This window comes from Planotetraspora sp. A-T 1434 (assembly GCF_025420585.1).
Classification (GTDB): Bacteria; Actinomycetota; Actinomycetes; order Streptosporangiales; family Streptosporangiaceae; genus JAOEGB01.
In genome coordinates, this window is sequence record NZ_JAOEGB010000038.1 from 19,105 (window position 1) to 45,513 (window position 26,409).

The window sequence follows — 26,409 nt, forward strand, 5'->3', positions numbered from 1 at the left end:
ATGACCGGACCGAAATCCGATCGCGATGACGTGGTGCTGTACATCGTGACGGCTCCGGCCGCCAGCGATCGGTCCCCAGGTCGTCGGAGCCGATCGCTCGCTTGACGCGTCGACCACCGTGCCACCTCTCCGCGTGTCTATGTCAGCGGCCCGTGCGCACTGCCCAGCGCTCCGTCGCAGGGGCTGGAGTCGAACTCTCATGCCGATACCGGATACGGCGTTCGGTGCCTCTGCCACACCGCTATCTGTCGGATAACTAGCCTTGAGGCCATGCTTCCTACGTTGATCGCCGTCGTCGCCATCGCAGTGATGGTCACCGCGGGGCTGATCTGGCGATTCTCGAGACGGGCCCGCGTCCCGCGAACAGAGGTGGCGTCAAGCCCCGTCGCAGTGAGCGATCTTCAGCCCGAGTTTCCTCGAGCAGGGCTTCTGGTCCCCGAGGAAGTTCTCCGATCCGCCGGCTCGAAGCCGACTGCGATCTGGGATGCACTCGAAGCCGCAGCAGCGCCAGTCGCCGTTGAGTACTACCCGGTGAGCGAGTCGGACATCGCGAAGTTCCGTACTGTGCCCGTGAACGCCGCGGCTCAGCAGGCGATGGTCGGGATAGTGAACGCCCTCAACCCGAAGAACCCGACGCTGTTCCGCGCAGTGCTGCCAAAGGGTTTAGAGCTCGTCAAAGCCGCCGGAACCTCCGGGTTCAGAGGGTATGCCCGCAGCGGCAACGGGATCACGGCACAAGCCGTGCTGAAGCCTGTCGCAGCTGGCGGAGCAGTCGCAGCCGGTTGGCCTGTCCTGGCCGTCGCCGGAACCGTCATGGCAGTAGACATGGTGGCTCAACGTGAACAGCGGGCGCACCAGCGCCGAGTCGAGGCCATCCTGGGCCGGCAAGAGGAGCGCCACTACATCGAACGGATCAAGGATCAACGATCCGCAGACGCTCTGTTGTCCCGCGCGATCAGCCTGATGCTTGACGGCCACAATCCGAATCTCGAACTTGCATTGAAGAGCGCGTACGACGAGTTCCACCGCTCTCAGCAGTTCTTGGAGAAGTTCCGCGGTGTCATCGACGAACTCGCGGACGACGACGGCAAGGTCGACTATCGACGGCTGGAGGAGGCACTCGGCGGCAAGGCGAAGGAAGTGGACCACTTCATCCGGGAGCTTCACTTGGCACGAGCAGCCATTGCGATACGACGCAAGGCGATGGTCGCCGACGCTGCAGCGGTCGCCCTCGCCGATCCCAACAACCCTTACGCTGCACTGCGGAAGTTCTTGGAGTCGCAGGTACATCAGTTGGACGAAGCTGACGCAATCTCGGCTGAACTGACCGAGCGCCTCACTCGAGTCGAGCTCAAGGGCCGTTGGTACGACTCCGACAAGTCGGTGGCGGACCGACAAGAGCAGCTCCGCGCCCAGGTCTCCCCGCCAAGAGTGGATGGGGATACCGAGATCCGCTACCTCCTGACGTCTTCCGGCCAAATCCTTCAGGTGCTTCCGTCCGACGAAGACGAGCCCCTGAAACTCACCCAAGACGAGTGGGCGGCCCGTTGGGGCGGACACCCTCATTGCACCGACGGCGACGTGTAGGCACCGAGGATCCCTCGAAAGCCCACCACCCAGTGGAGCACGAGTGAGGCGCGGGTCCTCGACGACCTATGGGATCGGATCGAACCGTTGCTGCCACCCCGCCTGACAAAGCACCTGGGCCACGGCCGGTCCCGGACGAGGTCTACGCGCCGACCGTGGGCGAGTTTCTCCCCGGGTTCGCCGCGCTCCCGCCGTCCGCGTTCAGGGATTCAGCCGACGTGGCCCACGCGATCGACGGCATCCGGGCCGCGCTTGAGTCCCGGCTGGCCGAGCTGGAGAAGTCAGCCCAGCGCGGCCGCCTTGCGCAGCAGCACTGAGCGTTCGCGCTGTAGGGGGGTGGCCGACGTAGGCCAGCAGCGATGGCGACAGCCGGGCGGGGTCTTGGGCGAGCCAGTTGGCGATGAACTGCAGGAGTTCGGCGAGTTCGAAGGCGTCGGCGGCGTCGCCGCCTGATCGGATCGGATCGCAGCGGTCGGGTACGGCCGGGATTCTTCCGGCAGGGTTGACATCGAAAGGAGGCCTCGTGATCTCAGCGCTCAACCAGCTTGTCGACCTCGTCGAGGAGCACCTCACCGAGGAGTTCGACGTCCACGGGCTGGCCAAGGATCTCGGCACGACCGAGTACCACCTGCGCCGGATGTTCTCGTCGTTGGCCGGCATGCCGCTGTCGGAGTATGTCCGCCGCCGCCGCATGACCATCGCCGCCGCCGACGTCGTCCGAGGCAAGGACGATCTGCTGAGCATCGCCGTCCGGCACGGATACGGCTCAACCGAGGCGTTCGGACGTGCGTTCCGGGCGGTCCACGGCGCCGGCCCCGGTGACGTTCGCCGCGACGGAGGCCCCCTGCGCACACAACCGCAGCTCAGGTTCCGCCTGACCGTCGAAGGGAGCATCCCCATGGATACCCGCATCGTCGACCGCCCCGCGTTCCGGCTCGTCGGACACGCAGCCCGGGTTCCGCTCATCCACCGGGGCATCAACCCGCACATCCAACAGCACATCACCGCACTGCCGCAGGACGAGCATCTCCGGCTGAAGGCCCTCGGCGACACCGAACCGGGGGGCCTGCTGCAAGTCTCCGACGACTTCGACCCCGACGGCACCGAGGGCAGCGAACTGACCTACCTGCACGGGGTCGCTGTCTCCCGAGACGCGCCCGCCCCCGACGACCTCGACGCCATCGAGGTACCGGCCGGCATGTGGGCGGTCTTCCGCATTACCGGACCGCATCCGCAGGCCCTCCAGACGACCTGGGCCGCGACCGCGACCGAATGGTTCCCCTCCAACCCGTGGCGTCTGCGGCCAGGTCCCTCGGTCGTCGCGGTCCTCGAGCGCGCGGACGATTTCAGCACCGCGACATGCGAGCTGTGGCTACCCGTCGAACCGGCGTGACGGACCGCGGTCACGGAATCAACCCAGGCCGCCGAGTAACCCATTCGGCTCACGCTCTTTGAGTGCGGCGGCACAGTGGACAGGCCCACAGCGCCCTCCCCATTGGCGCGTTGTGGGCCTGAACCATGCGAACGGTCAGCGGCGGGCCCGCGTGTGCCGTGGGGGCGGAATCGGTCGATTCCGCCCCCACGCGTTGAATGGCGGCTGTTGTGTCCCCCACTAGCAACGGGACACGGCCCGTCGTCTCACTCGCGCGCTGGCCCGCCGACCGGGCCATGCGGCACGCCCGTGACCGGATCCGGCAGCTCCGACCCGTCGCAACCGAACCGGACCTGCCGCAGAAACTGGCCGGTGTCCCGTTCCCGATGACCCCCGTCGGATGCGACGTGTCGACCGCCCGCGCCTCCACCGGTACGACAGCATGGCCGCTCGGGTTGCCGAAGTCCGTCCCCGCCGTCACAGCCTGCGCCACATACAGCGAGCCTGGCGAGCCGGTCCGCGACGCGGCGGCCGCTTCCGGGCCGGACAGTCCGTACGCGGGAATGAGCGAGACCAGTGAAGTGACCAGGGCAACGCCGCGTCTGAACGGGCCGATGCTACTGAAACCCGATCAGGACATGACGGCTTTGGTCAGGTTTCATCCGGTCTCGCCCCATGATGGTCGCCGTCGTGGTGAATGTGCATACCTGCCGGTGGCCGCGCCGCCGGCGCAGCCGTGCCGACCAGGCACGTCCGGATCATGGCGACGCCTCGCCGTGCCCGGCTTGTCGAAGGGAGGTACCGCCGAGTCGGACCGCTGACACAATGGGTCGCCGCTCCTCCTGCTCCAATGTCGCCACCGGCCGCCTAACCGAAGGGACCCCAGTTGCGGCACCTCCCAGGAAAACGACGCGAGCAACAGCGGTGGACCCCAGGGCCGCGAAGCCGAGCATCAGCGGCCCGGCGACCGCGTCCGAGGAAGGCGACGTCCCTCCCGATGTCCCTCCCGTGGCTGGGCGCGCTCCTCATCGTGACCGGCTGCGGACTCTCCAGCCCCTCCTACCGCTTCGGCGGTGCCGTAGGACGCGCTGACGACATAGACGCGCCTCTCGGCGAACAGCTCGTTCAGGACGGTGTTGTGCCGGTGCAGCAGGATCTCGTACTCCGCCTCGTCCTCGGCATACCGCTTCGATCCAGGCAGGCTGTGAAACCGGACCCACCGATCCGGGTAGAGGTTCTTCAGCTCGTGGGCCAGCGGCGGGCTGAGTGGCCACCGCTCCTGCCACAATGCCGACAACTCGGGCCGCAGCGACCCCGGCATTTCCATCACCGGCATTCCGACAGGCTAGAGATCACTGTTGCCGCCCACAACGCAATTTTTCAGGCCGGCTCCTCCCTGCCCGAGCAATCGGTGACGCACCACGGCCCGGCCCAGGTCAGGTTCCCCGGCCACCACCGTCCTGGCCACGTTCGAGGCGGGCGGCGCTGATGATGAAGTCGGCCACGAGCTGACGGCCGCCATCGGACATCTCGACAAGAGCGCGAAGGGCCTCGCGGTTGAGGCCGGACTCGCCGACTAAGGATGAAGCCGCTATCTGATCGGCGGTCGCCTCCCCCTCATCGTCGTCACCGAAGTAGCCGATCGGCACGCCGAAAAACGTCGCCAGCGCCTTCAGCGTCTTGAGCTGTGGGTTGTCCGATCTCCCCGTCCGAAGCTTCCAGATCGTCGTCGACGACAACTCCTCACCCGTCGCCTCCGAGATCGCCGCCGCAGCCTCGAGATTGTTCTTCGGCGGTCGGCTGCCCGTAGGCCAGCGGTTCTGGATCAGCCACTCGATCTTGTAGGCAAGCGACCCCGCAGCGTTCGCCGTGCCCGGATCTTCAGCCACTGCCCGTCACATCAACTTTGAGCAACAAAAGCCTCGACTCATCACTTTCAGTTGACAGGCTGTGACGGAGCGTGCCTATCCTGCTCTCGTCATCAACTTTAGTTGATGGAAACCGCCTCTCCATGCCCGAAGGTTACCGATGCCAGCAGCCCCGATGCGAGCACCCGACGAGAGCCAAGCGCGTCACCGGCGACTCGTCCAGCTCGGCCTGGAGGTCAGCCGACACTGCCCGGCCCGGCTGATCCGCCGTCACAACGGCCAGTGGGCCCTGACCGTCGGCCGCGAAACCGTGTACTGCGCGGGCGCCGAAGGCGTCTACGCCTACGTCACCCACCACGGCCTGATCCTCTCCCCCGCCAACGACGAGGGCATCACCCAAGCGGCCACCCACCTCGCCGGAGGTGCCGCCCGGTGACACGCAACCTCACCCTCGCCATCACCTTGGCGACCTGCATCGTCGCTCCACTCGTAGCCGCCCTGGCCGTACTCGGAGGGATCGGCTCCTTCGCCACCCTGCGCGCCCTGGCGCGACCCTGGTTCGGCCCGCACGCCTGGATCGTCCCCCTCGGCATCGACCTCGGCATCCTCGCCCTGCTGGCCTGGGACCTTCTCATGGAGTTCGCCGACCTGCCCTGGCCGGTCCTGCGTTGGATCGCCTGGGCGTTCATCACGGCCACCGTCGTCCTCAACATCGCCGCCGCGCACGGCGACCCCATCGCTGGCCTCATGCACGCGGCCATGCCCGTCTTGTTCATAACGGTCGTCGAGGGGATCCGCCATCTCATCCGCCGCTGGGTCGGCCTGACCACCGACTCCCGCCGCGAACGCGTCCCCCTGTCACGCTGGATCCTCGCCCCGATCTCCAGCTTCATGCTGTGGCGGCGCATGGTGTTGTGGAACGTCACCAGCTACCCCCGCGGTCTCCAACTCGAATACCTCCACCTGGAAGCCATCGCCGCGCTCCACCAGGCGCACGGCAGGTGGCTGTGGCGGTGGAGAGCGCCGTTGTCCGAGCGGACCGCCGTACGGCTCCAACTCGCTGGCGCAGCCTTCCCCACTCCCCAGATCCCCCAGCAGGACACCGATGACCAGCTCATCCAGGCCGCACAGGCCATCGTCTCCAAGGCTGAGCAACGCGGTGTACGGCTGAGCCAGATGGACCTGGCCGCCCAACTCCGAGCCGAAGGCCACCGCATCGCCAACGAACGCCTGCGCTGGCTCGCCACCACCATCGGGCTCCGCCGCGAGCCGGTGTAGGAGAAGACACCCATGCTGATCGCGATCCACCAACAGGCCGAACGCTTCTTCCGTGCCCACTACGACGGCAGCTGGGTGCCGACCTACCTGGAACAACGAGGGTTCGACAGATTCACCCAACACCACTGGCGCACCGGCTACGCACCCAACGACTGGCGAGCCCTCACCAACCATCTTCGCGACCTCGGCTACGGCGACACCGCGATCGAAGCCTCCGGACTTGCCCGCAGGACCACCCGAGGCACCCTCGTCGACCACTTCCGCGATCGGGCGATGTTCCCCATCAAGGAGCACGACGGCACCACGGTGGCGTTCATCGGCCGCAGCCGCGACGGCGACCCCAAGTACCTGAACAGCCCGCGCACACCCATCTACGCCAAGAGCCAGACGCTATTCGGCCTGCACGCGATCACCCCGGACGCAAAGCCGGTCATCACCGAAGGACCCCTCGACGCCATCGCGGTCACCCTGACTGGCCGGGGGTACTTGGCAGGGCTCGCCCTCTGCGGCACCGCACTGACATCAGACCAGGTCAAAACACTAAGGGCAGCGAAAGATCTCAGCGGGAACGGCGTCCTTCTCGCCTTCGACAGCGACCGCGCCGGCCGGGAGGCCGCTGTCCGGTCCTACGCGCTGTTCAGACATGGCTGTACAGCAGAGGCAGTGATGCTTCCCGACGGCCGTGATCCGGCGGATGTTCTCCGGCATGGCGGACGCGAGGCTCTGGCAACACTTCTGCACAAGCAAGCGCGTCCATTGGCCGATCTCGTGGTCGACGCCGCCATCGAGCCCTGGCAACGATCCATCCAGGACGCCGAAGGACGCCTTAACGCCCTCCGCTCAGCCGGTAGGGCGATTGCCACGCTCGCACCTCACGACGTCGCCCGCCAGGTGACCCGCGTGGCCGCCCGGCTCAACTTCGACCACGCGATGGTTACCGAGACCGCCGCCGATTCCGTGACGACCAGGCTTGCAGTTGGCGACTTCCCCGCGCCGCCCACGACCGGGAGCGCCACACCGTCGACCAGGGGAAGGGGGCCCAGTGAACGACCACTACGCGGACCCACTCCGTGAGGCAGTCGCCCACGGAATGCAGAAGGCGGTGCAGCTCACCCCCACTGTGGCGGCGGCGGCTCAAATCTGGCTCCACATCAAGGCCCAACGCGCACGCGAACAGGCCGAGATGGAGCGCCAGGCTACGGAGGCACTCCGCTCCAGGCAACAGGCCGCGCACCACGTGGCACGACTGCAATGGCTGCCCGCCAACGATCCGGCATGGCTGCGGAACGCTGACCTCGTCCAGGTGTGCCGCGCTTGGGGTGCCGCCATGCCGTACGCGGCGAGCGACTCGACGGCGGAACGTGCACGCCTGAAGTGCGAGGAACGACTCCGGGAACTCCACCCGTACGCCATGAACCGCTACGACCGACTCCTCGCCGAAGGTCACACTCCCGCGGCGGCCATGCAAGAAGCCGCGCCACTGTTCGCACGAGAGCCACGCCCCCGCACCGGATATCCCGCGCCTGCGCGCCGCCAACTCCCACAGGCCGTGAAGCTCGCCCAGGAGGACTTCCCCCACACCGTCGACACGGTCGTCGGAGCACGCGGCAACACCACGGCAGCAGCCGCAACTACAGCGCGGCCCGCGCAGACACCTGCACGCAATTGCCTTCTGTAATCACAGGACTACGCAAGGATGTGAGAGTGGAGGGTCTCGCGCACAGCTATCTGTTCTGGATCGGCCTGATTCTGCTGCTTGTGGTGCTATACCTCCTGCCCACACTGATCGGGCTCTTGCGCGGCGTCGAGAACTTCGCCCTGCTCATCGCCTTCAACTTCCTTGGCGGCCTCACCTGCATCGGCTGGCCGGCAGCGCTCTTCTTGGCCTTCGTGCTCCCCACGCGCCGAGATCGTTGGTGAACGTCGCGCTTCTACCTGGCGGGATCCGCTTCCAAAGCTTTCCGGTCAGGTCGGCGTACAGCCAATCGATGTTATTCACCGACACCGCCCCAGATGTCCGAACAGCAGGTCGGCAGACGGGCAGAACCCGAAGGCCGTCGTCAGGCACTCGCACGCGCGACGCCGTACCACGACGTCGCCTGCACACCCGGACGGCACGGGCAGCGGCATGTCGGGCACGCCGTGGTCGGTCGGAGCGCGGCGACATCAATCGTGCTACTCGCCTGATGCCGCATCCTCAATCGCGCGCAGCCGTACAACCAAGGCGCCGGGAGAACCCACCTCAATGACAGAGTGGGAAACGACTCTGCGTCGCCGCCGCTGCCACCAGGGGATATCCTGCGAGACCAACGGATCCGGGAATGTCCTGAACACGAACCGCCGGTCGATCGGGAGGACCAGGCCATACAGGTACGGCTTGGCCCAGGCCGGAAGGGCGCGCATCGCGTCCTCCAGTCGTCCCCGCGGCCCGTCCCCACAGCATTCAGGACACATGCAGACATTGGCGGCGATCCGGTGGGCGCTGCCCGGCACGGCCGCAGCCATCCAGGCGTGCAGCGCCTCGGCGACCTGACCGGGCCGCATCCGCGAGTGTTCCAACTCGATGATCGCCGTCATGGCCCGGCGGCTGAGCCCAGGCACGTGGTGGACGGACGGCCGGTGCGTCCGGCATCGGAACTCCCGGGCGGGAACCTGAGACGGGCGCCTACGCGGCATGGCCCTTTCTGCTCGTCATCCCAGCATGATCGCATGCCGTACGGGCATGTCAACCACGGAAGAGCCAGCTGAGCCGGGGAAGCCGCCGCGCCGTCTCCTCCGCGTCGTCGAAATCCCATTCGTCACCGACGGGATTAGGGGAGAAGTCAGCGTCATCCAGGTCCTGGCGGGCCTCTACCGCGTCCCACAGCCCGTCGACCTGCCCCGTGAGCAGCTCATAAGCACGATGCGGGACGTTGAGCAGGTCTTCCCACTCCGGGTAGTCGTCTGCAGACTCCGCGGCCAGTTCCCGCACCTCCACAAGGTCGGCGAGGCTGTCGGGATCGGCGATCACCCGCTCGAAGACGTCGGGACCGAGCCCGATCACCCACGCGCGGAAGTAGTCGAACCCGTCATCGGAACAGCCGCCGCCGATGAGATAGGCCGCACCCCACAACGGCCAGCGGAAAGCGCGATTGCTCAGCCGCTGACGGTGGACGTCGAAGTCCACCACGTCGGCGACCGGCCCCTCGACAAGCCGAGCAGCCAGCCAGCTCGCCCGATCCTCTGAATCCTTCGTGGCCGCTCGCGACTGTTCGATCAGATCCCAGAATTCGTTGATCTCCATGGCCGTGGACTATGCCAGCCGCCTGCGACATTTCGCTCAGCCCGTCCATCCGGATGGCAGCACGTAGGTCCAGCCCTCCTGCCAGACGAACGGTGCGTCAACCAGTTGCTCCAAGGCCGCCCCGTTCAACAGGTGGTCCAGCGCCCACCGGTTGGCCGAGTGCGCGATCACCAGCACCCGGTCCCCGTCCCACGCCTCCGAAAGGTCCCGAAGGAAGTCCCGGGTCTGGTCGACAACCTGCCGATAGCTCTGCCCACCCGGCCAGGGCACCTCGATCCGCCTGCTCCGCTCACCATCGAACATCGCCACGGGCATGCCGTTCCACTGTCCGTAGTCACACTCGCGCAACCGCACGTCCTGATAGAGCCCGCTGCCAGCGAAAGCGATCTCCGCAGTCTGCACAGACCGCTGCAGATCCGAGGTGAACACCGCGGCAAGGCCATCGTCCCGCCGGCGTGCACCAAGTTCGCCGGCCTCTTCGCGGCCACGTGGCGACAGCTCACCCGCAAGCCAGCCGGTCGCAATACCCGCCTCGTTGTCGGTCGTGGTGGAGTGCGTCTCGTACACGATCCTCACCGCCACAGCCGCCCCCCAACCATCCCGGAACACCCGCCAATCAGAGACTAAGGATCTCCCAACCAGTGTCTCAACCGGTTAGCTGGCCGATCGGTGCGACCGCGTGGCCGCCCGAGCCTGCGCACGTCCACACGGCCCGGCCGTCCACGCAACCGCTTCGGAGGCCAAGGTTGTGCCCAGGGCAGGTGGGCCATACCGCCCACTTGGCCTCCATGACGACATCCTGGACGGCGTCAGCGATGACCTCCAGCGCGCCCTGTAGGTCCTGCCCGCTGATCGGCCAGATCCCGGGGCCGCCAGCTCCCCCGCCGAACTCCACCCGCGCCTGACCGGACTCGCGGTCCCAGTCCGGAATCACCAACCGCAGGCTCTGCCGAATCCCACCGACCCGCACGTCACGCTCCACGACGGCCAGCGCCGCCTCCAGCGTCCGCCACCAGCCGGGCTCGAGATCGAATCCCGGCTCGAACGCGGCCTCATCCAGCAGCTGCCAGGTCAGCCGGGTCAGAGCGGCGTCGCCCAGCTCCGCCGTGGGGCGCTCCAGCAACTCCCGCGCGGAAGGGCTGTTCCAGTACGACTCATAAACCGCGAAAGCCAGCTCCATGATCGGGCCAATGTCCAGATGGCCTGCCCGCGCGGCCACATAGACCCGCCTCGCCAGCTGCTCCATCGCGCCCACGCAGCAAAGTGTCATCCTTCACCGGCCGCCCGCCAACTCATTTCCGGGGCGGCGACATTCGGTTCCAACGTCGCGGCGTAGGGCCATGGCGGCCGCGCTCCAGCCCATCAGACCGCCGCCCCGAGACCCGCATACCCAGGCCGCCGTCTGCCGCGTCTGCATCAGGCTGTCTCGGCGAGGGCTGCCAGCCGCTCGGCTGCTTCCGACTTGCTCCATGCCGAAAGCCGCCTCCCGGTCCACGCCGGCGCCGAGCACCCTTCCAAGCTGCTGATCACGCCGCTGTCGTCGACCATGCAGGTGATGCCGTACGGCCACGCATCGAGAAACGCCCCCAGGATGAGGTCCTCCGCGCCGCCCTCCACGATCCGGTACAGCCGCTCCGCTGCCGCGCCCACCGAGGCGACGACGAAAAGCCACGGAAGCCCCTCGGGAACTCCCGAATCGGTCCGCTGCCCCGTCCGCCGGATAATCTCCACCTCCAGCTCGGTCACCACATCGCGCAGCGAACCGAGCACCACGAGCCCAGGGATCTCAACACCCGTCGCCTCCTCCCCGAACAGGCGGACCATGTCCTCGTGCGGCATCAGCACGCGGGACGCGATGCCCTGCGCGGTCAGCAACTCCACGACCACGGCACGAGCCACATCATCGGCGCCGGGACCCGTCAGCCCCATCCCATGCAACGCCGACAGCGCGAACACGTAGCTAAGGTTCGACGACCCCTGCTCCAGGTCGTGCTTGAGCGCGGCCTCCGGCACCTGGGCGACAGCCTGCTGCTCCGGCACGCAGTTCTCACTTTGCCGGGTGAGCGGCAGGGTGTCCGTCGCCATGCTCATGCGGATCAGCCGATCGCCTTCCCGGGTCAGGCGGGTCCGGCGCCACCACACCGTCGCATCGGCCACCAGCCGACGTCTCCAGCGATAGGTGACAGCGAGCATGAGGACGACGCCAAGACCGGCCGGAATGGTCAGAGGCGACAGCGGTGAGGACGCCGACCGTTCCGAAGTACGAGCGAGAGGCTGGACCACTGGCCGCTCCGGTACGGCTGCCGCGGTCGCTTGCGCCTCGATCCCTCGCTTACCGCGTGCCGGCGGCGTCCGTTCAGCAACAGCTGCGGGTCGCTCAGCGTCGCGAGTACGTCTGATGGCCACCTCTCGTATCGGTGCTGGCCCTTGATCCTTCTGCCGCTCGCTCACTACTGCGACCGCGTTGACGTCGTGCGCTGTCGCCTCGCGATCGTGCCTGTAGACGCGATTGACCTTGACCTTGTGATCGCGGCCGCCCACTGGTCGCCTTCTGGCCTCAGAGGTGTTCGCCCCCTTGGGGCGCTTCCTCGCCTCGGTCTCGGGTGGCTTCACGGTTTCCGGAAGTCGAGTGATCCCGGGCTTCTGCTCTGGGGCCACCTCAGCGGCTCCGCCCTTCACCGAGCCCCTCACCGCTCGACCGAAATCCGGCTGGCTACCCGTGAGGAGCCAATTCTGCATCTCCTGCTGCATGTTCGCGCAGAGTTTGGCCTCGTCGATGTACCGGCCGGCCGTCTCGCCCAGGTGCGGGCACCCCGGCTCAGCCTGCGCCGGTGAGGCTCCCATACCGGCCGTGATGGCGACAGCGAGCAACGCACCGGCGGCCCAACGGCGTACCGAACAGCCAAGACGGAATGGGAGAAGATTTGCGGCTGTCACGACGGCACCCCCAGGTCGATCGCGAAGCGAACATGATCAACCACATTACGCAACGGTCTCGTCTGAGCCCGATAGCGATCAACGCGAGTCGCGCAGGTCAAATAATGATCTTCCGCTACCGGTGGGGACGTCGCGACACGGGCGGACTCGGAGGGCCGGCGGAACGAGCGGAAGAACGCGGATGCGCTCCGGAATGTGGCCTGATCGGTTCCGGAAAGTCGGACACGGCCAGCCGCACCGGGCTGCCGTGTACCGGCGTAATCAGCGGCCCGTTCAGATACTGGGCCGCCGCGCGCGCCGCCACCGCCTGAGCCATCCGCTTCTGGGCAGCCCGCAGGTCAGCCACCGCACTGACCAAGCCGGCGCAATCAGCAACAAGCGATCCACCCGACGGCACCGACCCCGCGTTGGCCAGCATCCGCACCGTTCTCCGCAAGTGCAGACCCACTCGCGTGAAACGCGGAATCCGAGCGTACGGCTCTCGCGCCGCCCGATCGAACGCCTCCGCCGCGTCCCTGAGCCGCCGGTCCTTCAGCAGTCGCGCCGCTATATGCAGCAGATCCGAGGTCGCCCCCGGCAGGTCCGCCACAGCGTGCGGATCGTCAGCTGCGGCCTCACGGATATGCGCGGCCGCCTGCCGGGCAGCCATCGACACCTGCTCCCACAACTCTCGGCGTTCGTTCGCGCTGACTCCGCCGGGACGGCTGTCGCTTCCGCCGCTCCACCGCGCGCGGAGTTTCGGAAGAGTAAGGTCCGCGGCGAGCTTGCCGCCGCCGAACCAGACCGGCTCGCCGGTGACGTTTCGGCTGGTTGGCAGCGCCACCGCATACCCGGTCACCTCGCCAGGGTTGCGCTGGCTCATCCGCTGGCGCACCAGTACTCCGGCGGCTTCCAACCGCCGGAAGAATTCATCTTCCGACGCCGCTCCAGCCGCCGCCGTGATGACCTGCCGCCGAAGCGCCACCCGCGGCACCTCTTTCCAGCCTCGCCGCCGGGCCTGCTCGGTCTCGCTGCGGGTTGGCCGACGCGCTGCCGTCCGGTCCCCAGGCGCCGTTACCCGCAGGCCGTACCGGCGCTCGATGGCCTGGCAGGCCTCCCGCACCCGATAAAAGTCGTTCCAGGTCTTCGGCTTGGTCCCGTCCTGGCGGGCGAGCGTGGCGACGATGTGGATGTGGTCGTCGGCATGCCGTACCGCCACCCAGCGCACTCCGTCGTCATCGTCGGCCGGGCCCAGGCCGGTCCGGTTCATGATCTCCTGCGCGACGTTGGCCCATTCGTCGTCGCTGAGGATCCGGTCCTCACGAGCGGCCCGGGCGACGCAGTGCCACACCGGCTCGGCATATCCGTGGTGTCCCAGCGCGGCGAGCGGCTGGTTCAGCAATCCGGTCAGATTCCGGAAATCCCGCCCGCCATCCGGGCGGAGCGCCGGCTCGAGCTCGGCCGGATGGCGCCACCCCGCGACGATGTGCGGGTTGACGTGCTCGTTGGCCCGGCCCGGGCCGTACAGGTAGTACAGCAAGCCCGCGACGCGCCGCCCGCGCATGACCTTTCCGATCATCGGATCGCCTTCCGGACGGCTTCCGCGATTCCGTCCAGCCTCTGCACGGCCCGCAGGCACGCGGCGGCGTACGGAAGAAGGTTGCCGGGATCGGCGCCGGTCGCGTTCAGCACGGCGACCGCCTGGTTGAGATTGACCCCGATGCGGCGCACCTGGCCGGACGCGTGCATGAGCTCGATCAGCGCCTCCCGCAGCGGGTCAGGCGTCGGCGGGTTCACCATCCGCGCCGCCGCCAACGCGGCCTCGGCCGCGTAGGCCCCATGCGCCAGCCCAAGTCGCTGTGCGGCCCTGCGGAAGTCGGCGTACTCCTCGGCGGTGAGCACGAACTTCACCACGTACGGCCTCGGTACGGCCTGCCGCTCCCGTCGCCGCTGACGGACCGTCTTCGCCCCTGCTTCTTCTCCCCCATCGGACATGCTCGTGACCGCTCCCCCGACGACCGCGCCCGGTCTCTGTTGATCAGAAGCCCACTCCCGCAGCACCTGCGGAAGTGGGCGGCTCTGATCACAAATGTCCCCATCTGCAACCCGCCGGATGCAGAGGTAATGGGACATTACGAATATCTTGCTCCCTGCCGGGGCTCCCAGAACTCCCTGCCGGGGCTTCCAGAAACGCTCAGCCGAACACGCAGGCCCATCCAGAACGTCGGTGGCCCTTGCTCCCTGCCGGGGCTCCCAGAACTCCCTGCCGGGGCTTCCAGAAACGCTCAGCCGAACACGCAGGCCCATCCAGAACGTCGGTGGCCCTTGCCAAGATGATCGGGACTTCCGCCATCCTGAGGAGACGAGCACATTGAGCGCTGTCGGCAAGGGCGAGGCCACCACGAGCGATTACGCGTGGTGGAGCCGAATCCGCGGGCCAGAGTTCTGCTTCACCTTCGCAGCTGGGCTCGCCCCTGACGACGTGCTCCATCGGCTGCATTTGAGCGAGAACCGCGAGCAGGAAGGGCCTTTCACCATCGAAGTCGGCCGCGCGGACGGCGGCTCGATCATGGTGGAGTGGGGCGGCATTGCCGGGATCTTGCGCGATGTGGTGCGCGACCTGTCGCCCGGCACATCAATAGCCAGCCTCACACGCGACGTCAACCACCGCTCCCACTTCATCCACGCGATCGATGGCCGAACCGTCACGCACCTGGACCCGATGTTCCCTCACTGGGCCGGCAGCGCCGAGCCGGAACGGCTACGGCAAGACCTCGAAGAGCTTGGCATGATCCCAGAGATAGATCCCGATGATGACGACGGCTTCTTCCCTTACCACATTGAGGGCGCGCTGGCGCTCACCGAACGGTGCACCGGCGTCCGCCTGGAGCCCCGCCACCTTCAGCGCGACACCCTGCCCCACCGTGCCTCGATCGCCCGCTACTACAACCGATCCGAAAGCGAGTTCCCGGAGCTCGCCTGGCCGGCCCTTCACCAAGGCAGCGAACACGCGACACCTCGATAAGCGAGCCTGCCAATCCCGAAGGTCTACCCTCCACAAAACTGGACACCTCTCGCGCCCTGAAACAACCGGAAAACCGAGAAATGATTAGCAACGGTCAAAGAGATGTCCTTGAGAAGCCCATATTGAGGAGCTGCACCGCCACGAGCCCGACTTCCCTGCTCCAGAATCTGTCGGGCGTTGTCGATCGACTTCGGGAGCTGAAGTGCGCAGGTGGATGCCTTTCATCGTTGGGCTGTCCGGCATGGCCCTTACCGCGTGCGGCGCGCCCCTTAACCCCGCCAACCGGGTACAGGTGGCCACAACGACCTCCTCGCTTGTCGCCAACGAGGCGAGCCTTGCAGCCAAGGAGTGGACCAAAGAGGACGTCGCCACGCTGTTTCTCACCCCGGCCGATGCAGGCCTCGTTGGCGGGGAGACCAGGAGCGTGCCCCCGGGCACCACATCGCGTATCAGCGTGTGCGTGCCGCTCAACCCGCTGAACACCCCCACCGTGCCCGAAGACAAGCGCTACGCCACGGCCAAGCAGGAGATCGGACTTCCCTACAAGGGTCACCTCACCCAGCAAGGCTGGGTCCTCCCGACCGAAGCACACGCCTCCACCCTCATGAGGAAAGTCGGCAGGAAGGTTCCTCAGTGCCGGTATTCCGGGGCCTCAAACGACCCGATGGATCCAGGAACCCGCATCAGCGGGACCTCTGCTCCGGAGAAATACGCCCGCGACGACTTCGGCTGGCACGGCCACCGCATCGAGCAGGCAATGAGCGTCAACGGCAAACGCGCCTCCGTCAGCACAGTGCTCCTCCTGCAACGCGGACCCGTCGTCCTCGCCCTCGACTACACCAACTACACGCCCAAGGCGCCCGAACAGGCCCTACGCGCCTACAACATGACCATTCTCCGCAAGATCCTCGCCCACCCCGCCCGATGAGGCCGCGTACCGGGCCAGAAGTAATTCGCAAGCGAATCCATGTTGAGGAAATTCGGACGTCCAAATCCAGGATCTCATTCATACGATGTTGACCTGAGTTGATGCCACCATCTTTGATGGTCATCTGCGTCTTCTGGCGGCCGCCCCGAATGGAGCGGTAGAGCTGTATATGCCACCACATTCTCGGCAGCGGGGTCGGGAGTGTGCCGCAAGCTGGTCACTGCTCACAGGAAGAGGTCGGATGGCCCTCGAGCCTCGATTCCATCGCGTCGCGGCCCTGCATCGCCGTTTCGTCAACCGCGAAGACCAACGAGCGATCTTCGATGAAGAGCTTGGGAAGGTTGGCGACGGCCCGCGCGTCCTGAACGTCACCGGCGTCGGTGGAATCGGAAAGTCACGACTGCTCCGGGAGTTCGAGCAGCGGGCCCAGAGCAGTTGCATGGTGGCAACGCTGGATCTCCAGGTTCCGGCGCATCGGCAGCAAGAGGACGCCCTAGCCGTGCTTCGCATGCAGTTCGGCCGCCAGGGCGTGCGGTTCGATCGGTACGACATCGCATACGCGGTGCTGTGGCAGCGGCTGCATCCGCATCTCGGGCTGACCCGCCGGGAACTGCCCTTCGTCGAGTCCAGCGAGGTCCTCACGGAGGTGCTGGACACCGCCGCCGGCGTCCCGGTGTTCGCGACCGCGGTAGGGCTGATCAAGCTGCTCGACCGGGGGGCCGACGCCCGTAAGCGACGGCGTCACCTGCGAACCGACGAGACGCTCGGCCAGCTCGACCAGCTTCCTGGGGCAGATCTGGTCGACGCGGTCACCTACCTGTTCGCTGAGGATTTGCGCCTCAGCCGCAAGAGCAGGCCGTACCTCGTCGTCATCGACGCCTACGACGCGCTCGGCCAAGCGGCCTCCGATGTGTGGCTGCGAGACCTGGTGGCCCAGCTCGACCAGGGCCTCGTCGTCATCGCAAGCAGGGAACCGCTGCCATGGCGGCAGTACGACCCCGACTGGGCGCCAATCATCCGCACACTTCCCTTGGAAGGGCTCTCGATGGAGGCGCGGATGGAGCTGCTGACCGACGGCGGTGTCACCGACCCCCACTTGCGAGAGGTGATCGCTCAGGCGAGTGTCGGCGTGCCGTTCTACCTACATCTCGCAACGGACAGCGAAAACAGACGGCAGGTGGTCTCCCAGGATGAGATCATGCAGCGCTTCCTCCAGCATGTCGATCCGGACGAGCGCCGTTACCTGGAATTGCTGAGCGTCACGCGCACCTTCGACTTCGAGCTGTTCAACCGGCTGGCCCAGGCCTTCCATCTTCCGGCCGGCCGCATCGCCTGGGAGAGGCTGACGTCGTACTCCTTCGTATATCCCGCGTCGGAATCGCGATTCCAGCTGCATCAGCTCATGACCAATGTCCTACGGACGCGGCTGTCGACTGCGGTCAACCAGGAGGCCCACAGGGTGCTGCACGACCTGTGGAACAAACGCGCTCACGGCACCGACGCTCCCACGGCGCTCCGGGAAGCGGCCTACCACGGCCTCGGCGCCGGGGTCCTGTCCAGCGATCGGCTGCTGGACTACGCCGACCGGATCGCCGCCCTGGGCGGATCGCAAGGGGTATCCGGCCTGGTTGCCGATCTGAGGGATTTCCTCGAGCAGGGCGAACCCGACGAGGCTCTGGACCAGACAGCGCGGTGCCTGGCCGCCGAAGCCGCAGTCCTGCTAGGGGACGCCGAGAAGATCAACAAGTTGACACCGGAACGATCGTGGTCCCTGACGAGCCGGGCGGGCGCGCGTCTCGCCGTCGCCGCAGGGCACGGCCGGCGCATCGGCGGGCAGACAGCCGAAGCGTTGAACATCTACGCGAGCGTCTGGGAGGGTCGCGAGGGCCCAGAGCGCCACCCCGCAGGCCTATGGAGCGCAGATCTCCACATGGCCCAGGGCAGATTCCGCAAAGCGTTCCACCTCGCCAGTGAAGTCACCGCGGACAGCCCAGCAGACGCCCAGGCCCTCCGAGGCGACCTGGCCCGGCTGCTGCACCTGGCGTCCCGCTTCAGCTACGACTTCGAAAAGGCCGAGCAGCATCTCCGCGATGCGCAGACGCGCTACCGCCAAGCGGGAACGGTCATCGGGGAAGCGCTGATCAAGACCAACCTCGCCGAACTGCTGGCTTGGACGGACCCGGTCTCCGCCGTCGCGGTCGCGCGCGAAGCGGTCGAGGCCAACAACGACCTGGGCGCTCTGCACGAGGCCGGCAAGGCGTTCACCGCCCTCGGCCAGGCCCAACTGGCCATCGGGCACTTCGACGACACCCGCACATCTCTGGATCACGCTTGCCGTGCACTGGAAAAGGCCGGCTATCGGTCCGGTCGCGCCAGGGCGGAACTCGTCCGAGCCAGCCTCCACATTCGCCTCGGACAGGCCGACCAGGCCATGGCTTCGCTCCGGTGGGCGGTGGACGAGCTGGTGGCCGTCGAGGTCTATCCGACGCTGCTCATAGTGGCCGAAAACCTGCTCGGAATACTCCAGCGCACCGACGACACGATCAGCGCGGCTGCCCAGCAGGCCCGGAACGACATCGAGCCATTGGACTCACTGGAAGCGTTGGAGGCACGGATGAACGAACACCTGCAGGGACTGCTCACGTGATGATCGACCTTTATAACACGGCTGTGCAGGCCAGAAACGGCGCCAGCGGCTTCTACAACGACAACATCAGAGTCGACACCCCGAGCGGACCAGTCATCGTCCGTATCCCGATCACCGGGGCCGACACCATGGATCTTCGGATCTGGCCCGAGCAGGACGTCCTCGCCGCCCTGGCTCCCCATGTCAGCCATGTCCCGAGGCTGCTGTACGCGTCGCCAGAACCCCCTTTCCAGGTTCACGAGTTCATCGCCGGAGATGTCCTCGACCACATCGCCCCGCGAGGGACCCGCGTACCACCTGCCGTACTGGAGGATGTGGTCGACCTGTTCGCCCAGCTCACCACGGTTCCACTGGATCGACTGCCGGAGTTGCCGCCGTCATGGCCCGCCGACGCCGATACGACCGCCTTCGCCAGGCAACTGTCCGACGTGACCGAACAGGTCTACGACTCGTTCCGCAAGCCCTATCACTCGCTGTTCACCGCGCTCGGCATCCCTGAAGACCCACTGGCGCCGGTGCTCGCAGGGTGGCCCGAACTGACGCCACGACCGTTCACCCTCGTCCACGCAGACGTCCACCGCAAGAACATGATCTTCCGTGACGGCCACGTCGTGTTCCTCGACTGGGAACTCGCCCTGCAGGGCGACCCCGTCTACGAGCTCGCCGTCCACTTCCACAAGATGAGCTACTACAACGACGAGCGCCAGGCAGTGCTCGACGGCTGGGTGAAGAACATGCCGGCCCGGTATACCCAGGGCTGGGAACGGGATCTCGACATCTATCTAACGCACGAGCGAGTGAAGTCAGCCATCGTCGACACCGTACGGTACACCCAGCTCATCGCAGGTGGGCGACTCAGTGCGAGCGAGGAAGATCAGCTGATCGGCAAGCTAACCGGCAAACTCAACGCCGCGGGAGCGAAATGGAAATGGAGCGACACGGTCAGCACCGCCTACGTTGAAACCCGGGTCCGGCAGCACGGGCGTGCTTGTAAGCCGCCAACAGTCTGACGAACGATCCGCGTGATCATGCCCGGGGCATCGGTGCTGTTGAGAGACCGCAAGGGGTAAAGGGGTTGACCAGAGCCGTGACAACCCGCTCTGACAGCGCGGATACGTCCACCTCGGCACCGTCACCGCCACTACCTTCGTCATCTGGCTCCGCCCGTGACCGAACCAGCGGATTCCAACAACGGCTCGATCTGCGGTCGGAGCACGACTGAGGAACGGTGTTGCCCTCCCCTGCGGTGATCACTAAGGTCGGTCGGGTGACTGCCGGGTCGGCCTTGGGCCATGCACGAGTGGGTTTCCCGGCCTCGGCGTGAGCACGAAGCGGGCAAGAGGCCCGCCCCTTCTCCGCGTCTTTGCTCCCGGCGCCCACATGCGGCGCCCCGTTCCAACGGATCCCAAGACCGGAGACACACCACTGATGCCCTATGACCAGCAGTACCCGCATGAATTCGAGCTGCCGACGGCCGGCGTGCAGCTGAACCACACTGCCGTCTACGCAAGCGACCGGCACCTATCCGCGGAGTTCCTCGCCGCGGTCCTGGGCCTGAAGGTCGGCGCCCCGTTCGGGCCGTTCCTGCCCATTGACCTCGGCAACGGCGTGACGCTCGACTACTACGAGAAGAGAGACGAGCCGATCCAGTCACAGCACTACGCCTTCCTCGTGCCTGACGAGCAGTTCGACGCCGCGATCGCCCGTCTGGAGGCGGTCGGGGTCACCTACTACGCCGACCCCGGCCACACCGACCCCGGCAAGATCAATGGCCTATTCGGTGGCCGCGGCGCCTACTTCGACGACCCGGACCGCCACAACATGGAGATCATGACTCGGCCCTACGCCCGCCCCTAGGCTCCGACCGAGCTGTGATCAAGTGACGGCCTGAGCGAGGTCTTTGATCCAGATCATCGAGGCGCGCAGGTGGAGGCCGGCGAGGTAGCTCTCCGGAGTCTTGTCGTACCGGGTCGCGATGCCTCGCCAGGCCTTCAGCTTGTTGATCAGTCGCTCGACGGTGTTCCGCTCCTTGTAAAGGTCCGCGTCGTGGCCGACGGGCCGGCCACCCCTGGGGCCCCTCTTCTTCCGATTGGCGGCCTGGTCCCGCTTCTCCGGTATGACGGCCTTGATGCCGCGTCTGCGCAGGTGGGCGCGGTTGCCGCGGGACGAGTAGGCCTTGTCCCCGGCGACGGCGTCGGGCCGGGTGCGGGGGCGGCCGACGGGACCTGGGACCCGGATTTTCCGCAGTACGGGGATGAACTGCGGGCTGTCGGCCGCCTGTCCGGCAGTCAGGACGAACGCCAGCGGGCGGCACTTGCGGTCGGCGGCGAGGTGGACTTTGCTGGTCTGCCCGCCTCGTGAGCGTCCCAGGAGGGCGGCCTTCAGCCGGAGCTTTCGGCGGCGCCGGTCGCGTCGTCGCTCCTCGCGTTCGGGATCCGCTTCGGCGTACTGCCCGTTTTGTTCTTCGGAGCCGCCCCCTTTGACCTGGCTTTCTCCTCCTCGGCGGCGGCCTTCTCCAGGACGGTGAGCACGTCGTCGCCAAGGTGCATCCCGGCGGCGTCGTGGTGGGCGCGTGCGGTGGTGGAGTCGATGCTGACCAGGGACAGGTCCACCCGGCCGCGCTTCGCGGCTTCCGCGATCATGCCCTCCAGCAGGTCCTGGAACACGCCGGCGTCACGCCACTGCCGGAAGCGGTTGGAGACGGTCGACCAGGCGCCGAACTCCTGCGGCATCTCCCGCCACTGCCCGCCGGTCTTGAACCGCCAGATCACGCCCTCGAACTGCTGCCGAAGTCGCTCCGGGTAAGGGCCGTACTCGCCGATCGGCAGGTACGGCCCGATGAACTCCCACTCTTCATCTGTCAGTTGCACTCGCGTCACGCAAAACGATCTACCGGATCAGCCTCCACCGCGAGGGCGTATCCCGCAGATTGATCACGACTCGATACGCGCCCTAGATCACGCAATCTGCGACAGAGCCAAGATCCGCGATGGGCGCGTCGCCAACCGGCCCGTCTACGTCGCCCTGGCCGTCACGGTGGAGGGCACGCGCGACATCCTGGGGCTGTGGGCCCGTGACGGCGGGGAAGGGGCCAAGTACTGGCTGCAGGTCCTCACCGAGATCCGCAATCGCGGCGTGGCCGATGTGTGCATGGTCGTCTGTGACGGGCTCAAAGGCCTGCCGGAGGCGATCGAGACGGTCTGGTCTGCGGCCTTGACCCAGACGTGCGTGATCCATCTGCTGCGTGGCAGCTTCCGCTACGCTGCCCGCCAGCACTGGGAGGCCATCGCCCGGGCGCTCAAGCCGGTCTGACCCAGCAGGCGGCCGAGGACCGGTTCCTGGAGTTCTGCGAGGCCTGGGGTGAGCGCTACCCGGCGATCGTTAGGTTGTGGGAGAACAGCTGGGCGGAGTTCGTGCCGTTCTTGCAGTTCGACCCGGAGATCAGACGCGTGGTCTGCTCCACTAACGCGATCGAGAGCGTCAACGCCCGCATCCGCAAGGCGGTCCGCGCCCGCGGCCACTTCCCCAACGAGCAGGCCGCACTGAAGTGCATCTATCTGGCGGTCATGAGCCTCGATCCCACCGGCAACGGCCAGAAACGCTGGATCACCCGCTGGAAGCCCGCCCTGAACGCCTTCGAGATCGCCTTCGAGGGCCGCCTGTCCGCCGCGCGGAAGTAGGACCCACAAAAATCAGTTACACCGGAAGACTGGACAGACCCCCTCACCTCACCGGTCCAGACCATGCTCATCGACGAACTCCTCGGCCCACAGCTGAAAGGCTTCGTCCAGATTCACGAGGGTGTGGTCCAGGTCGAAGAGCGCAAGCCGTTGCACGCGGCGCATCCTACGAGCAGCACCAGGTCCTTGCTGTTGGCGACCTAGCGTTTTCAAGAGCGCTACGGTCCCCGCGCCTGCACCGATGTGTGCCACGGTGCCGAGACGCGCGACCCAACTGTCCTTGGACCACTTCGCCCCTAGAGGGGCTTGTCGACCACCGTCAGCAGCGCGGCGGCGATGCTGATCAGTGCCTTCGCCTCATCCGAACTGTACTTGAATGCTGAGGTGACAGCGTCCTTGTGGACCGAGGCGCTCGTCTGGTCTTCCACAGCAGACCGGATCCAAGCCCAGCGTTCATCCTGCGAGCGTAAATGCCTGTCCTTGTTACCCGGCCAACTCCAGCCGCTGTGAATCCGGATCCATTCCAGGGTGCGGCGAGCCTCCAGGATCGCTCCGTCGATGTCGTCGTCAAGAAGTCGACGCTGCGCGGAGCGCAGGTGCTGGGTTGCTTCGGTCCTTGGATCGTCCTCCAATGGAAAGGGCACCTGCATCTCGAAGGCGACCGAGGGCCCGAGAGCGTTGATCTGATCGATCCAGCGGCTCTTGGCAACGCTGAAGTGCAGTACCTCGGTCGTGCTGCCGGGGTAGCCAGTTGCCTGGGGCAGCGTCCCCGACACCTCCAGCTCCATGCGTAGATCTCCGTCGCGCGCCTCGTTGATCGCGTGGAGCTGGGCGGCGGTGATCAAGAACTTCAGGACAGGGCGCTCGATACCGATCTCGGGCGTGAACGGCAGCATCTCCGTGACGCGGCCGACGAGCGTTCGCTGGTACGACCCGTGGATGCCGTAAAGGTCAGCTTGCAGCGCGAGAAATCTGCCGATCTCCCTGGCGGGCGGGGCCTTGACCTCCAACCTCATCTGAAGGCAGATCGTGCCCATGCCCCTGAGAAGCTGGACACTCTCCTCCTGGACGCCGAGAGTGAAATCCCCGACCTCAGCATCGAAGCGCAAACGTTCACGACCGGCCCTTCCGTAGCGATATCCCCGGCTGATTCTCCCACCAGTCGCCGTCGCGGCTCCCCTGAATTATGGGAACCCCCAAGAGCCCTTCTGCCGGCAGCCCGGCGCGCACTGCCTCGTGGCCCCATCGCCTCTGGCGCAGAGGTCCGCTCTCCGTGCGCTTATATGTCCACCGCTCTGCGCGCCCGCCGCACGCTTGTCCACCGGCCCCGGTCAGAGCGCTAACCGTTCTCTCGTAGCTCGACCGAGCCGTCCGAGCTAACGGAAGCCCAGGTGGCACCACCAGCAGCGATGACAGCGTCGCGAAGCGGACTCAATCCGTCCAGGGTGATCCGCCCGATCAATCTGAACAGGCTCAACGCTCCCGGCAGGCCTGCGCGGTCATAGACCTTCGCTGCCGCCTGGAGCGCTCTCTGCCGCTCATCCTTTGCCTTACCGCTGTGGACGGCACCCTCAATGTTAGCGAGCCGGTCGATCACATCGCGGACCGTAATCCAACTCCCGTAGAACGCATGACACTCCTCGCAAGATTGGTCCCCGTCGATCGATTACGGGAGAAATACCACGCCGTCCCCGCAGAACGTCGGTGGCCGCGAGTACAGTGACCATGGAACCCGACGGGCTGCCAGCGCTCGCCGACGCGGCAGCGTGTGCATGCCCTGGACGCGGCAGAGGGTCAAGCCCGCTCGAGTCGTCTGTCTGTCGTGACTGCCCGCAAGCCGGAGGCGACAAATGGTTAGAGAAACAGTCGATATTGAATACCCAGACGGGACGGATCTGGGGCGATCAAGAAAGGCTGATGGCGGTAGGAGCCCGCTCGCCTATGCGGCTGGAGACCTCGTAACGCAAGTCGTGATATACGAGCGGGACGAGGACGAAGAAGGCGATGAGGGCGCGCGGGATCAACTCGCAGGGGTGATCCTGGTGGGCCTGGGCTTCGCGGCAGGCGTCCTTGGAACCATCGTTGTCGTTAAGAATGCGCCAAGGATCAAGAGATGGTGGAACGATACCGCGCTTCCGGCCATACGGTCGAAGTGGAACGGAATCGCCGAGTCCAGTGAGGCTGACAGTCAAACGACTTCTGCCGAGACGGCCACTCTGAGTGGTCTTGCACCCACAGATTTCTCCAAAGAAGTGGATGCTGTGCTCGAAGACTTCACAACCAGTATGAGTAGCGCAGAAGCGCAGGCGCGCCCTCTTTCGATTCTTGTAGCCGCCGCATTCATCGCAGAGCAGATGAGAGCGCTATCCAACGCTCGCATCGAAGTAAAGGACGACGACGTTCTCGTGTTGAAGGGCGCGATGGGCAAGCTCATGACTCAGCAAGTGACCGACGGCATCAACCTGATACTTGCGACGAATGCTTCGCTCCTCAACGAAGAGACTTCGGCCGAACTTATGAAGATCTTTGCGGGTGGTCGAGTCGTTGATGGCGAGTATGTGCCGCTGAGCAACGAAAGGATCAAAGACGCACTGCGTCTAACTAACTGAGGACTACTTGGAGGTCGTAGCAGACGCACGTCAACCTCACGTACAGCGAAGTGGCGTCTGAGGTGGTCCCCGTGTGATCGCGTTACGACCAGGCTTCGTCGGCTAGAGGGGCCTCGTTGAGCTGGTCCCGATGAACCCGCCAGTTTGGCATGAAGCTATCCATTAGGCGAAGCGTTCGCCGTGGTTGCGTTCGAGGTACTGGGTCATCTCGTGGACGAGGATGTGGATTGAGGACCACGCGATGGAGATCAAGCCGGGGACGCTGGAGGACTACCGGATCAGCATTCGCCTCTACATCAAGCCGCACATCGGCAAGATGCGGCTTCAGGCGGTCCGACCCTCCACGGTCACGAACTCTACCGGGATCTCCTCGCTCGCGGTGGGCGGGACGGCAAGCCGCTGGCGGTGTCGAGCGTCGTCCACACGCACGCGATCCTCCGCCGCGCCTTCCGTGACGCCGTGCTGGTCCACGAGTACCTGAGCAACTCGCCCGTCGAGAAGGCCAAGCGGCCTCGTAGCGACCTGCGCGAGCCTGGAATGATCTGGACGCTCGTTCAGCTCCGGACGTTCCTGTCCCTCGCACGATCACATCGGCTCCACGCCTTCTTTCATCTGGCCGCCTACACGGAAGCGCGGCGCGGTGAACTCCTCAACCTTCGATGGCCTGACGTCGACCTGGAGAACAAGCAGATCACCATCAAGGGCTCAACAGGCGTCGTCGACGGCAAGCACATCGAGGGGAGCACGAAGAGCGGCCGGACGCGCGTGGTCACGATTGACGAGGGAACGGTGAACGTCCTCCGGGAGCACAAAGAGGCTCAGGAAGCCGAGAAAGCCCGCGTGGGTGACGCCTGGAAGGGCGAAGACAACGGCCATGTCTTCACGACCGCGTGGGGCGGCCCCATCTACCCGACCACGGTGACCGCGCTGCCGGCCAAGCTCATGAAGGCGTACAACGAACCCGAGAACGAGGCGCAGGCTCCGGCCGAACCCCTGCCGTACGCCCGCCTGCACGACCTTCGCCATGTCCACGCGACCACGCTGCTCCTGACCGGCGTCCCGGTCCACATCGTCGCCGCCCGACTCGGCCATGCCGACCCTGCGATCACGCTCCGCGTGTACGCCCACGTGATCCGCTCTGCGGAGACAGCCGCCGCCGACATCTTCGCCCAAGTCGTCCAAGACACCCAATAATCGACATGAGTCCGCCTAGCTC

Annotated in this window: 27 protein-coding genes and 2 pseudogenes; 17 read left to right on the top strand and 12 right to left on the bottom strand. The window is 66.2% G+C overall.

Annotated elements, in window-relative coordinates; genetic code table 11:
• Nucleotides 1-282 precede the first annotated feature (282 nt).
• The 3 genes from N5079_RS32515 (at nt 283) to N5079_RS32525 (ending at nt 2,980) form a co-directional block, all read left to right on the top strand.
• A complete protein-coding gene (locus N5079_RS32515; RefSeq protein ID WP_261588028.1) occupies nt 283-1,587 on the top strand; it encodes a hypothetical protein in 1,305 nt (434 codons plus the stop codon).
• Nucleotides 1,588-1,742: 155 nt separating this feature from the next.
• Complete coding sequence (locus N5079_RS32520; protein ID WP_261588029.1) at nt 1,743-1,904, top strand: hypothetical protein; 162 nt, start codon at nt 1,743-1,745, stop codon at nt 1,902-1,904.
• A 206-nt stretch (nt 1,905-2,110) separates the two neighbouring features.
• Complete coding sequence (locus N5079_RS32525; RefSeq protein ID WP_261588030.1) at nt 2,111-2,980, top strand: AraC family transcriptional regulator; 870 nt, start codon at nt 2,111-2,113, stop codon at nt 2,978-2,980.
• A gap of 931 nt (nt 2,981-3,911) precedes the next feature.
• On the opposite strand, the gene N5079_RS32530 is transcribed toward N5079_RS32525, so the two are convergent.
• Together N5079_RS32530 and N5079_RS32535 are read right to left on the bottom strand one after the other, a co-directional pair.
• Nucleotides 3,912-4,295, bottom strand: coding sequence for a hypothetical protein (locus N5079_RS32530; protein ID WP_261588031.1), 384 nt, complete (start codon nt 4,293-4,295; stop codon nt 3,912-3,914).
• A gap of 100 nt (nt 4,296-4,395) precedes the next feature.
• Nucleotides 4,396-4,848, bottom strand: coding sequence for an XRE family transcriptional regulator (locus N5079_RS32535; RefSeq protein ID WP_261588032.1), 453 nt, complete (start codon nt 4,846-4,848; stop codon nt 4,396-4,398).
• A gap of 154 nt (nt 4,849-5,002) precedes the next feature.
• On the opposite strand from N5079_RS32535, the gene N5079_RS32540 reads away from it, so the two are divergent.
• Genes N5079_RS32540 through N5079_RS32560 form a run of 5 tightly spaced genes read left to right on the top strand, consistent with a single transcriptional unit; the run spans nt 5,003 to nt 8,025 of the window.
• On the top strand, nt 5,003-5,263 hold the full coding sequence (locus N5079_RS32540) for a hypothetical protein (protein WP_261588033.1): 261 nt from the start codon (nt 5,003-5,005) through the stop codon (nt 5,261-5,263).
• Complete coding sequence (locus tag N5079_RS32545; protein WP_261588034.1) at nt 5,260-6,105, top strand: DUF2637 domain-containing protein; 846 nt, start codon at nt 5,260-5,262, stop codon at nt 6,103-6,105. The genes N5079_RS32540 and N5079_RS32545 overlap by 4 nt, the downstream gene beginning before the upstream one ends.
• A 12-nt stretch (nt 6,106-6,117) precedes the next feature.
• On the top strand, nt 6,118-7,179 hold the full coding sequence (locus tag N5079_RS32550) for a toprim domain-containing protein (protein ID WP_261588035.1): 1,062 nt from the start codon (nt 6,118-6,120) through the stop codon (nt 7,177-7,179).
• Nucleotides 7,148-7,783: a hypothetical protein gene (locus N5079_RS32555; protein WP_261588036.1), complete on the top strand. Its 636-nt coding sequence runs from the start codon at nt 7,148-7,150 to the stop codon at nt 7,781-7,783. Before N5079_RS32550 ends, N5079_RS32555 begins: the two co-directional genes overlap by 32 nt.
• Nucleotides 7,784-7,809: 26 nt before the next feature.
• Nucleotides 7,810-8,025 (top strand): superinfection immunity protein, encoded by a 216-nt coding sequence (locus N5079_RS32560; RefSeq protein ID WP_261588037.1) that lies wholly within the window; start codon nt 7,810-7,812, stop codon nt 8,023-8,025.
• A gap of 255 nt (nt 8,026-8,280) precedes the next feature.
• Here the strand turns inward: N5079_RS32560 and N5079_RS32565 are convergent, their stop codons facing one another.
• The 7 genes from N5079_RS32565 to N5079_RS32595 form a co-directional block, all read right to left on the bottom strand.
• Complete coding sequence (locus tag N5079_RS32565) at nt 8,281-8,682, bottom strand: hypothetical protein (protein WP_261588038.1); 402 nt, start codon at nt 8,680-8,682, stop codon at nt 8,281-8,283.
• A 148-nt stretch (nt 8,683-8,830) separates the two neighbouring features.
• Entirely contained in the window at nt 8,831-9,388 is a 558-nt protein-coding gene (locus N5079_RS32570; RefSeq protein WP_261588039.1) for a DUF4240 domain-containing protein, read from the bottom strand.
• Nucleotides 9,389-9,424: 36 nt separating this feature from the next.
• Nucleotides 9,425-9,955 (bottom strand): histidine phosphatase family protein, encoded by a 531-nt coding sequence (locus N5079_RS32575; protein ID WP_261588040.1) that lies wholly within the window; start codon nt 9,953-9,955, stop codon nt 9,425-9,427.
• 79 nt (nt 9,956-10,034) lie between these two features.
• The gene (locus N5079_RS32580; protein WP_261588041.1) at nt 10,035-10,643 is read right to left on the bottom strand and encodes a hypothetical protein; all 609 of its coding nucleotides are present in this window, start codon (nt 10,641-10,643) and stop codon (nt 10,035-10,037) included.
• Nucleotides 10,644-10,804: 161 nt separating this feature from the next.
• The gene (locus N5079_RS32585; RefSeq protein WP_261588042.1) at nt 10,805-12,232 is read right to left on the bottom strand and encodes a hypothetical protein; all 1,428 of its coding nucleotides are present in this window, start codon (nt 12,230-12,232) and stop codon (nt 10,805-10,807) included.
• 208 nt (nt 12,233-12,440) lie between these two features.
• Nucleotides 12,441-13,883 (bottom strand): relaxase/mobilization nuclease domain-containing protein, encoded by a 1,443-nt coding sequence (locus N5079_RS32590; protein ID WP_261588043.1) that lies wholly within the window; start codon nt 13,881-13,883, stop codon nt 12,441-12,443.
• Nucleotides 13,880-14,299, bottom strand: coding sequence for a hypothetical protein (locus N5079_RS32595; protein ID WP_261588045.1), 420 nt, complete (start codon nt 14,297-14,299; stop codon nt 13,880-13,882). The genes N5079_RS32590 and N5079_RS32595 overlap by 4 nt, the downstream gene beginning before the upstream one ends.
• Before the next feature lie 376 nt (nt 14,300-14,675).
• Between N5079_RS32595 and N5079_RS32600 the strand changes: the two genes are divergently transcribed.
• The 5 genes from N5079_RS32600 (at nt 14,676) to N5079_RS32620 (ending at nt 20,761) form a co-directional block, all read left to right on the top strand.
• Nucleotides 14,676-15,329: a DUF6461 domain-containing protein gene (locus N5079_RS32600; RefSeq protein ID WP_261588046.1), complete on the top strand. Its 654-nt coding sequence runs from the start codon at nt 14,676-14,678 to the stop codon at nt 15,327-15,329.
• A 241-nt stretch (nt 15,330-15,570) separates the two neighbouring features.
• The gene (locus N5079_RS32605) at nt 15,571-16,257 is read left to right on the top strand and encodes a hypothetical protein (RefSeq protein WP_261588047.1); all 687 of its coding nucleotides are present in this window, start codon (nt 15,571-15,573) and stop codon (nt 16,255-16,257) included.
• Between the two features lie 241 nt (nt 16,258-16,498).
• Nucleotides 16,499-18,904 (top strand): AAA family ATPase, encoded by a 2,406-nt coding sequence (locus N5079_RS32610; protein ID WP_261588048.1) that lies wholly within the window; start codon nt 16,499-16,501, stop codon nt 18,902-18,904.
• Nucleotides 18,904-19,914 (top strand): phosphotransferase family protein, encoded by a 1,011-nt coding sequence (locus tag N5079_RS32615; RefSeq protein ID WP_261588065.1) that lies wholly within the window; start codon nt 18,904-18,906, stop codon nt 19,912-19,914. Before N5079_RS32610 ends, N5079_RS32615 begins: the two co-directional genes overlap by 1 nt.
• 418 nt (nt 19,915-20,332) lie before the next feature.
• Complete coding sequence (locus tag N5079_RS32620) at nt 20,333-20,761, top strand: VOC family protein (protein ID WP_261588049.1); 429 nt, start codon at nt 20,333-20,335, stop codon at nt 20,759-20,761.
• Nucleotides 20,762-20,779: 18 nt separating this feature from the next.
• On the opposite strand, the pseudogene N5079_RS32625 reads toward N5079_RS32620, so the two are convergent.
• Nucleotides 20,780-21,783: pseudogene (locus tag N5079_RS32625) on the bottom strand (IS5 family transposase).
• 100 nt (nt 21,784-21,883) lie between these two features.
• On the opposite strand from N5079_RS32625, the pseudogene N5079_RS32630 reads away from it, so the two are divergent.
• Nucleotides 21,884-22,584, top strand: a pseudogene (locus tag N5079_RS32630) (IS256 family transposase); the annotation flags it as partial.
• A 296-nt stretch (nt 22,585-22,880) separates the two neighbouring features.
• Here N5079_RS32630 and N5079_RS32635 read toward each other — a convergent pair.
• Both N5079_RS32635 and N5079_RS32640 read right to left on the bottom strand, forming a co-directional pair.
• The gene (locus tag N5079_RS32635) at nt 22,881-23,621 is read right to left on the bottom strand and encodes a hypothetical protein (protein ID WP_261588050.1); all 741 of its coding nucleotides are present in this window, start codon (nt 23,619-23,621) and stop codon (nt 22,881-22,883) included.
• A gap of 302 nt (nt 23,622-23,923) precedes the next feature.
• The gene (locus tag N5079_RS32640; protein ID WP_261588051.1) at nt 23,924-24,181 is read right to left on the bottom strand and encodes a hypothetical protein; all 258 of its coding nucleotides are present in this window, start codon (nt 24,179-24,181) and stop codon (nt 23,924-23,926) included.
• A 253-nt stretch (nt 24,182-24,434) separates the two neighbouring features.
• On the opposite strand from N5079_RS32640, the gene N5079_RS32645 reads away from it, so the two are divergent.
• From N5079_RS32645 to N5079_RS32650, 3 genes are all read left to right on the top strand, one after another.
• Nucleotides 24,435-25,193 carry a hypothetical protein gene (locus N5079_RS32645; RefSeq protein ID WP_261588052.1) on the top strand — a complete coding sequence of 253 codons (759 nt, stop codon included), beginning with the start codon at nt 24,435-24,437 and terminating at the stop codon, nt 25,191-25,193.
• 241 nt (nt 25,194-25,434) lie between these two features.
• On the top strand, nt 25,435-25,674 hold the full coding sequence (locus N5079_RS35700; RefSeq protein ID WP_410007851.1) for a hypothetical protein: 240 nt from the start codon (nt 25,435-25,437) through the stop codon (nt 25,672-25,674).
• Nucleotides 25,599-26,387, top strand: a complete 789-nt coding sequence (locus tag N5079_RS32650; RefSeq protein ID WP_261588053.1) for a tyrosine-type recombinase/integrase — start codon at nt 25,599-25,601, stop codon at nt 26,385-26,387. Before N5079_RS35700 ends, N5079_RS32650 begins: the two co-directional genes overlap by 76 nt.
• The last annotated feature ends 22 nt before the right edge of the window (nt 26,388-26,409 follow it).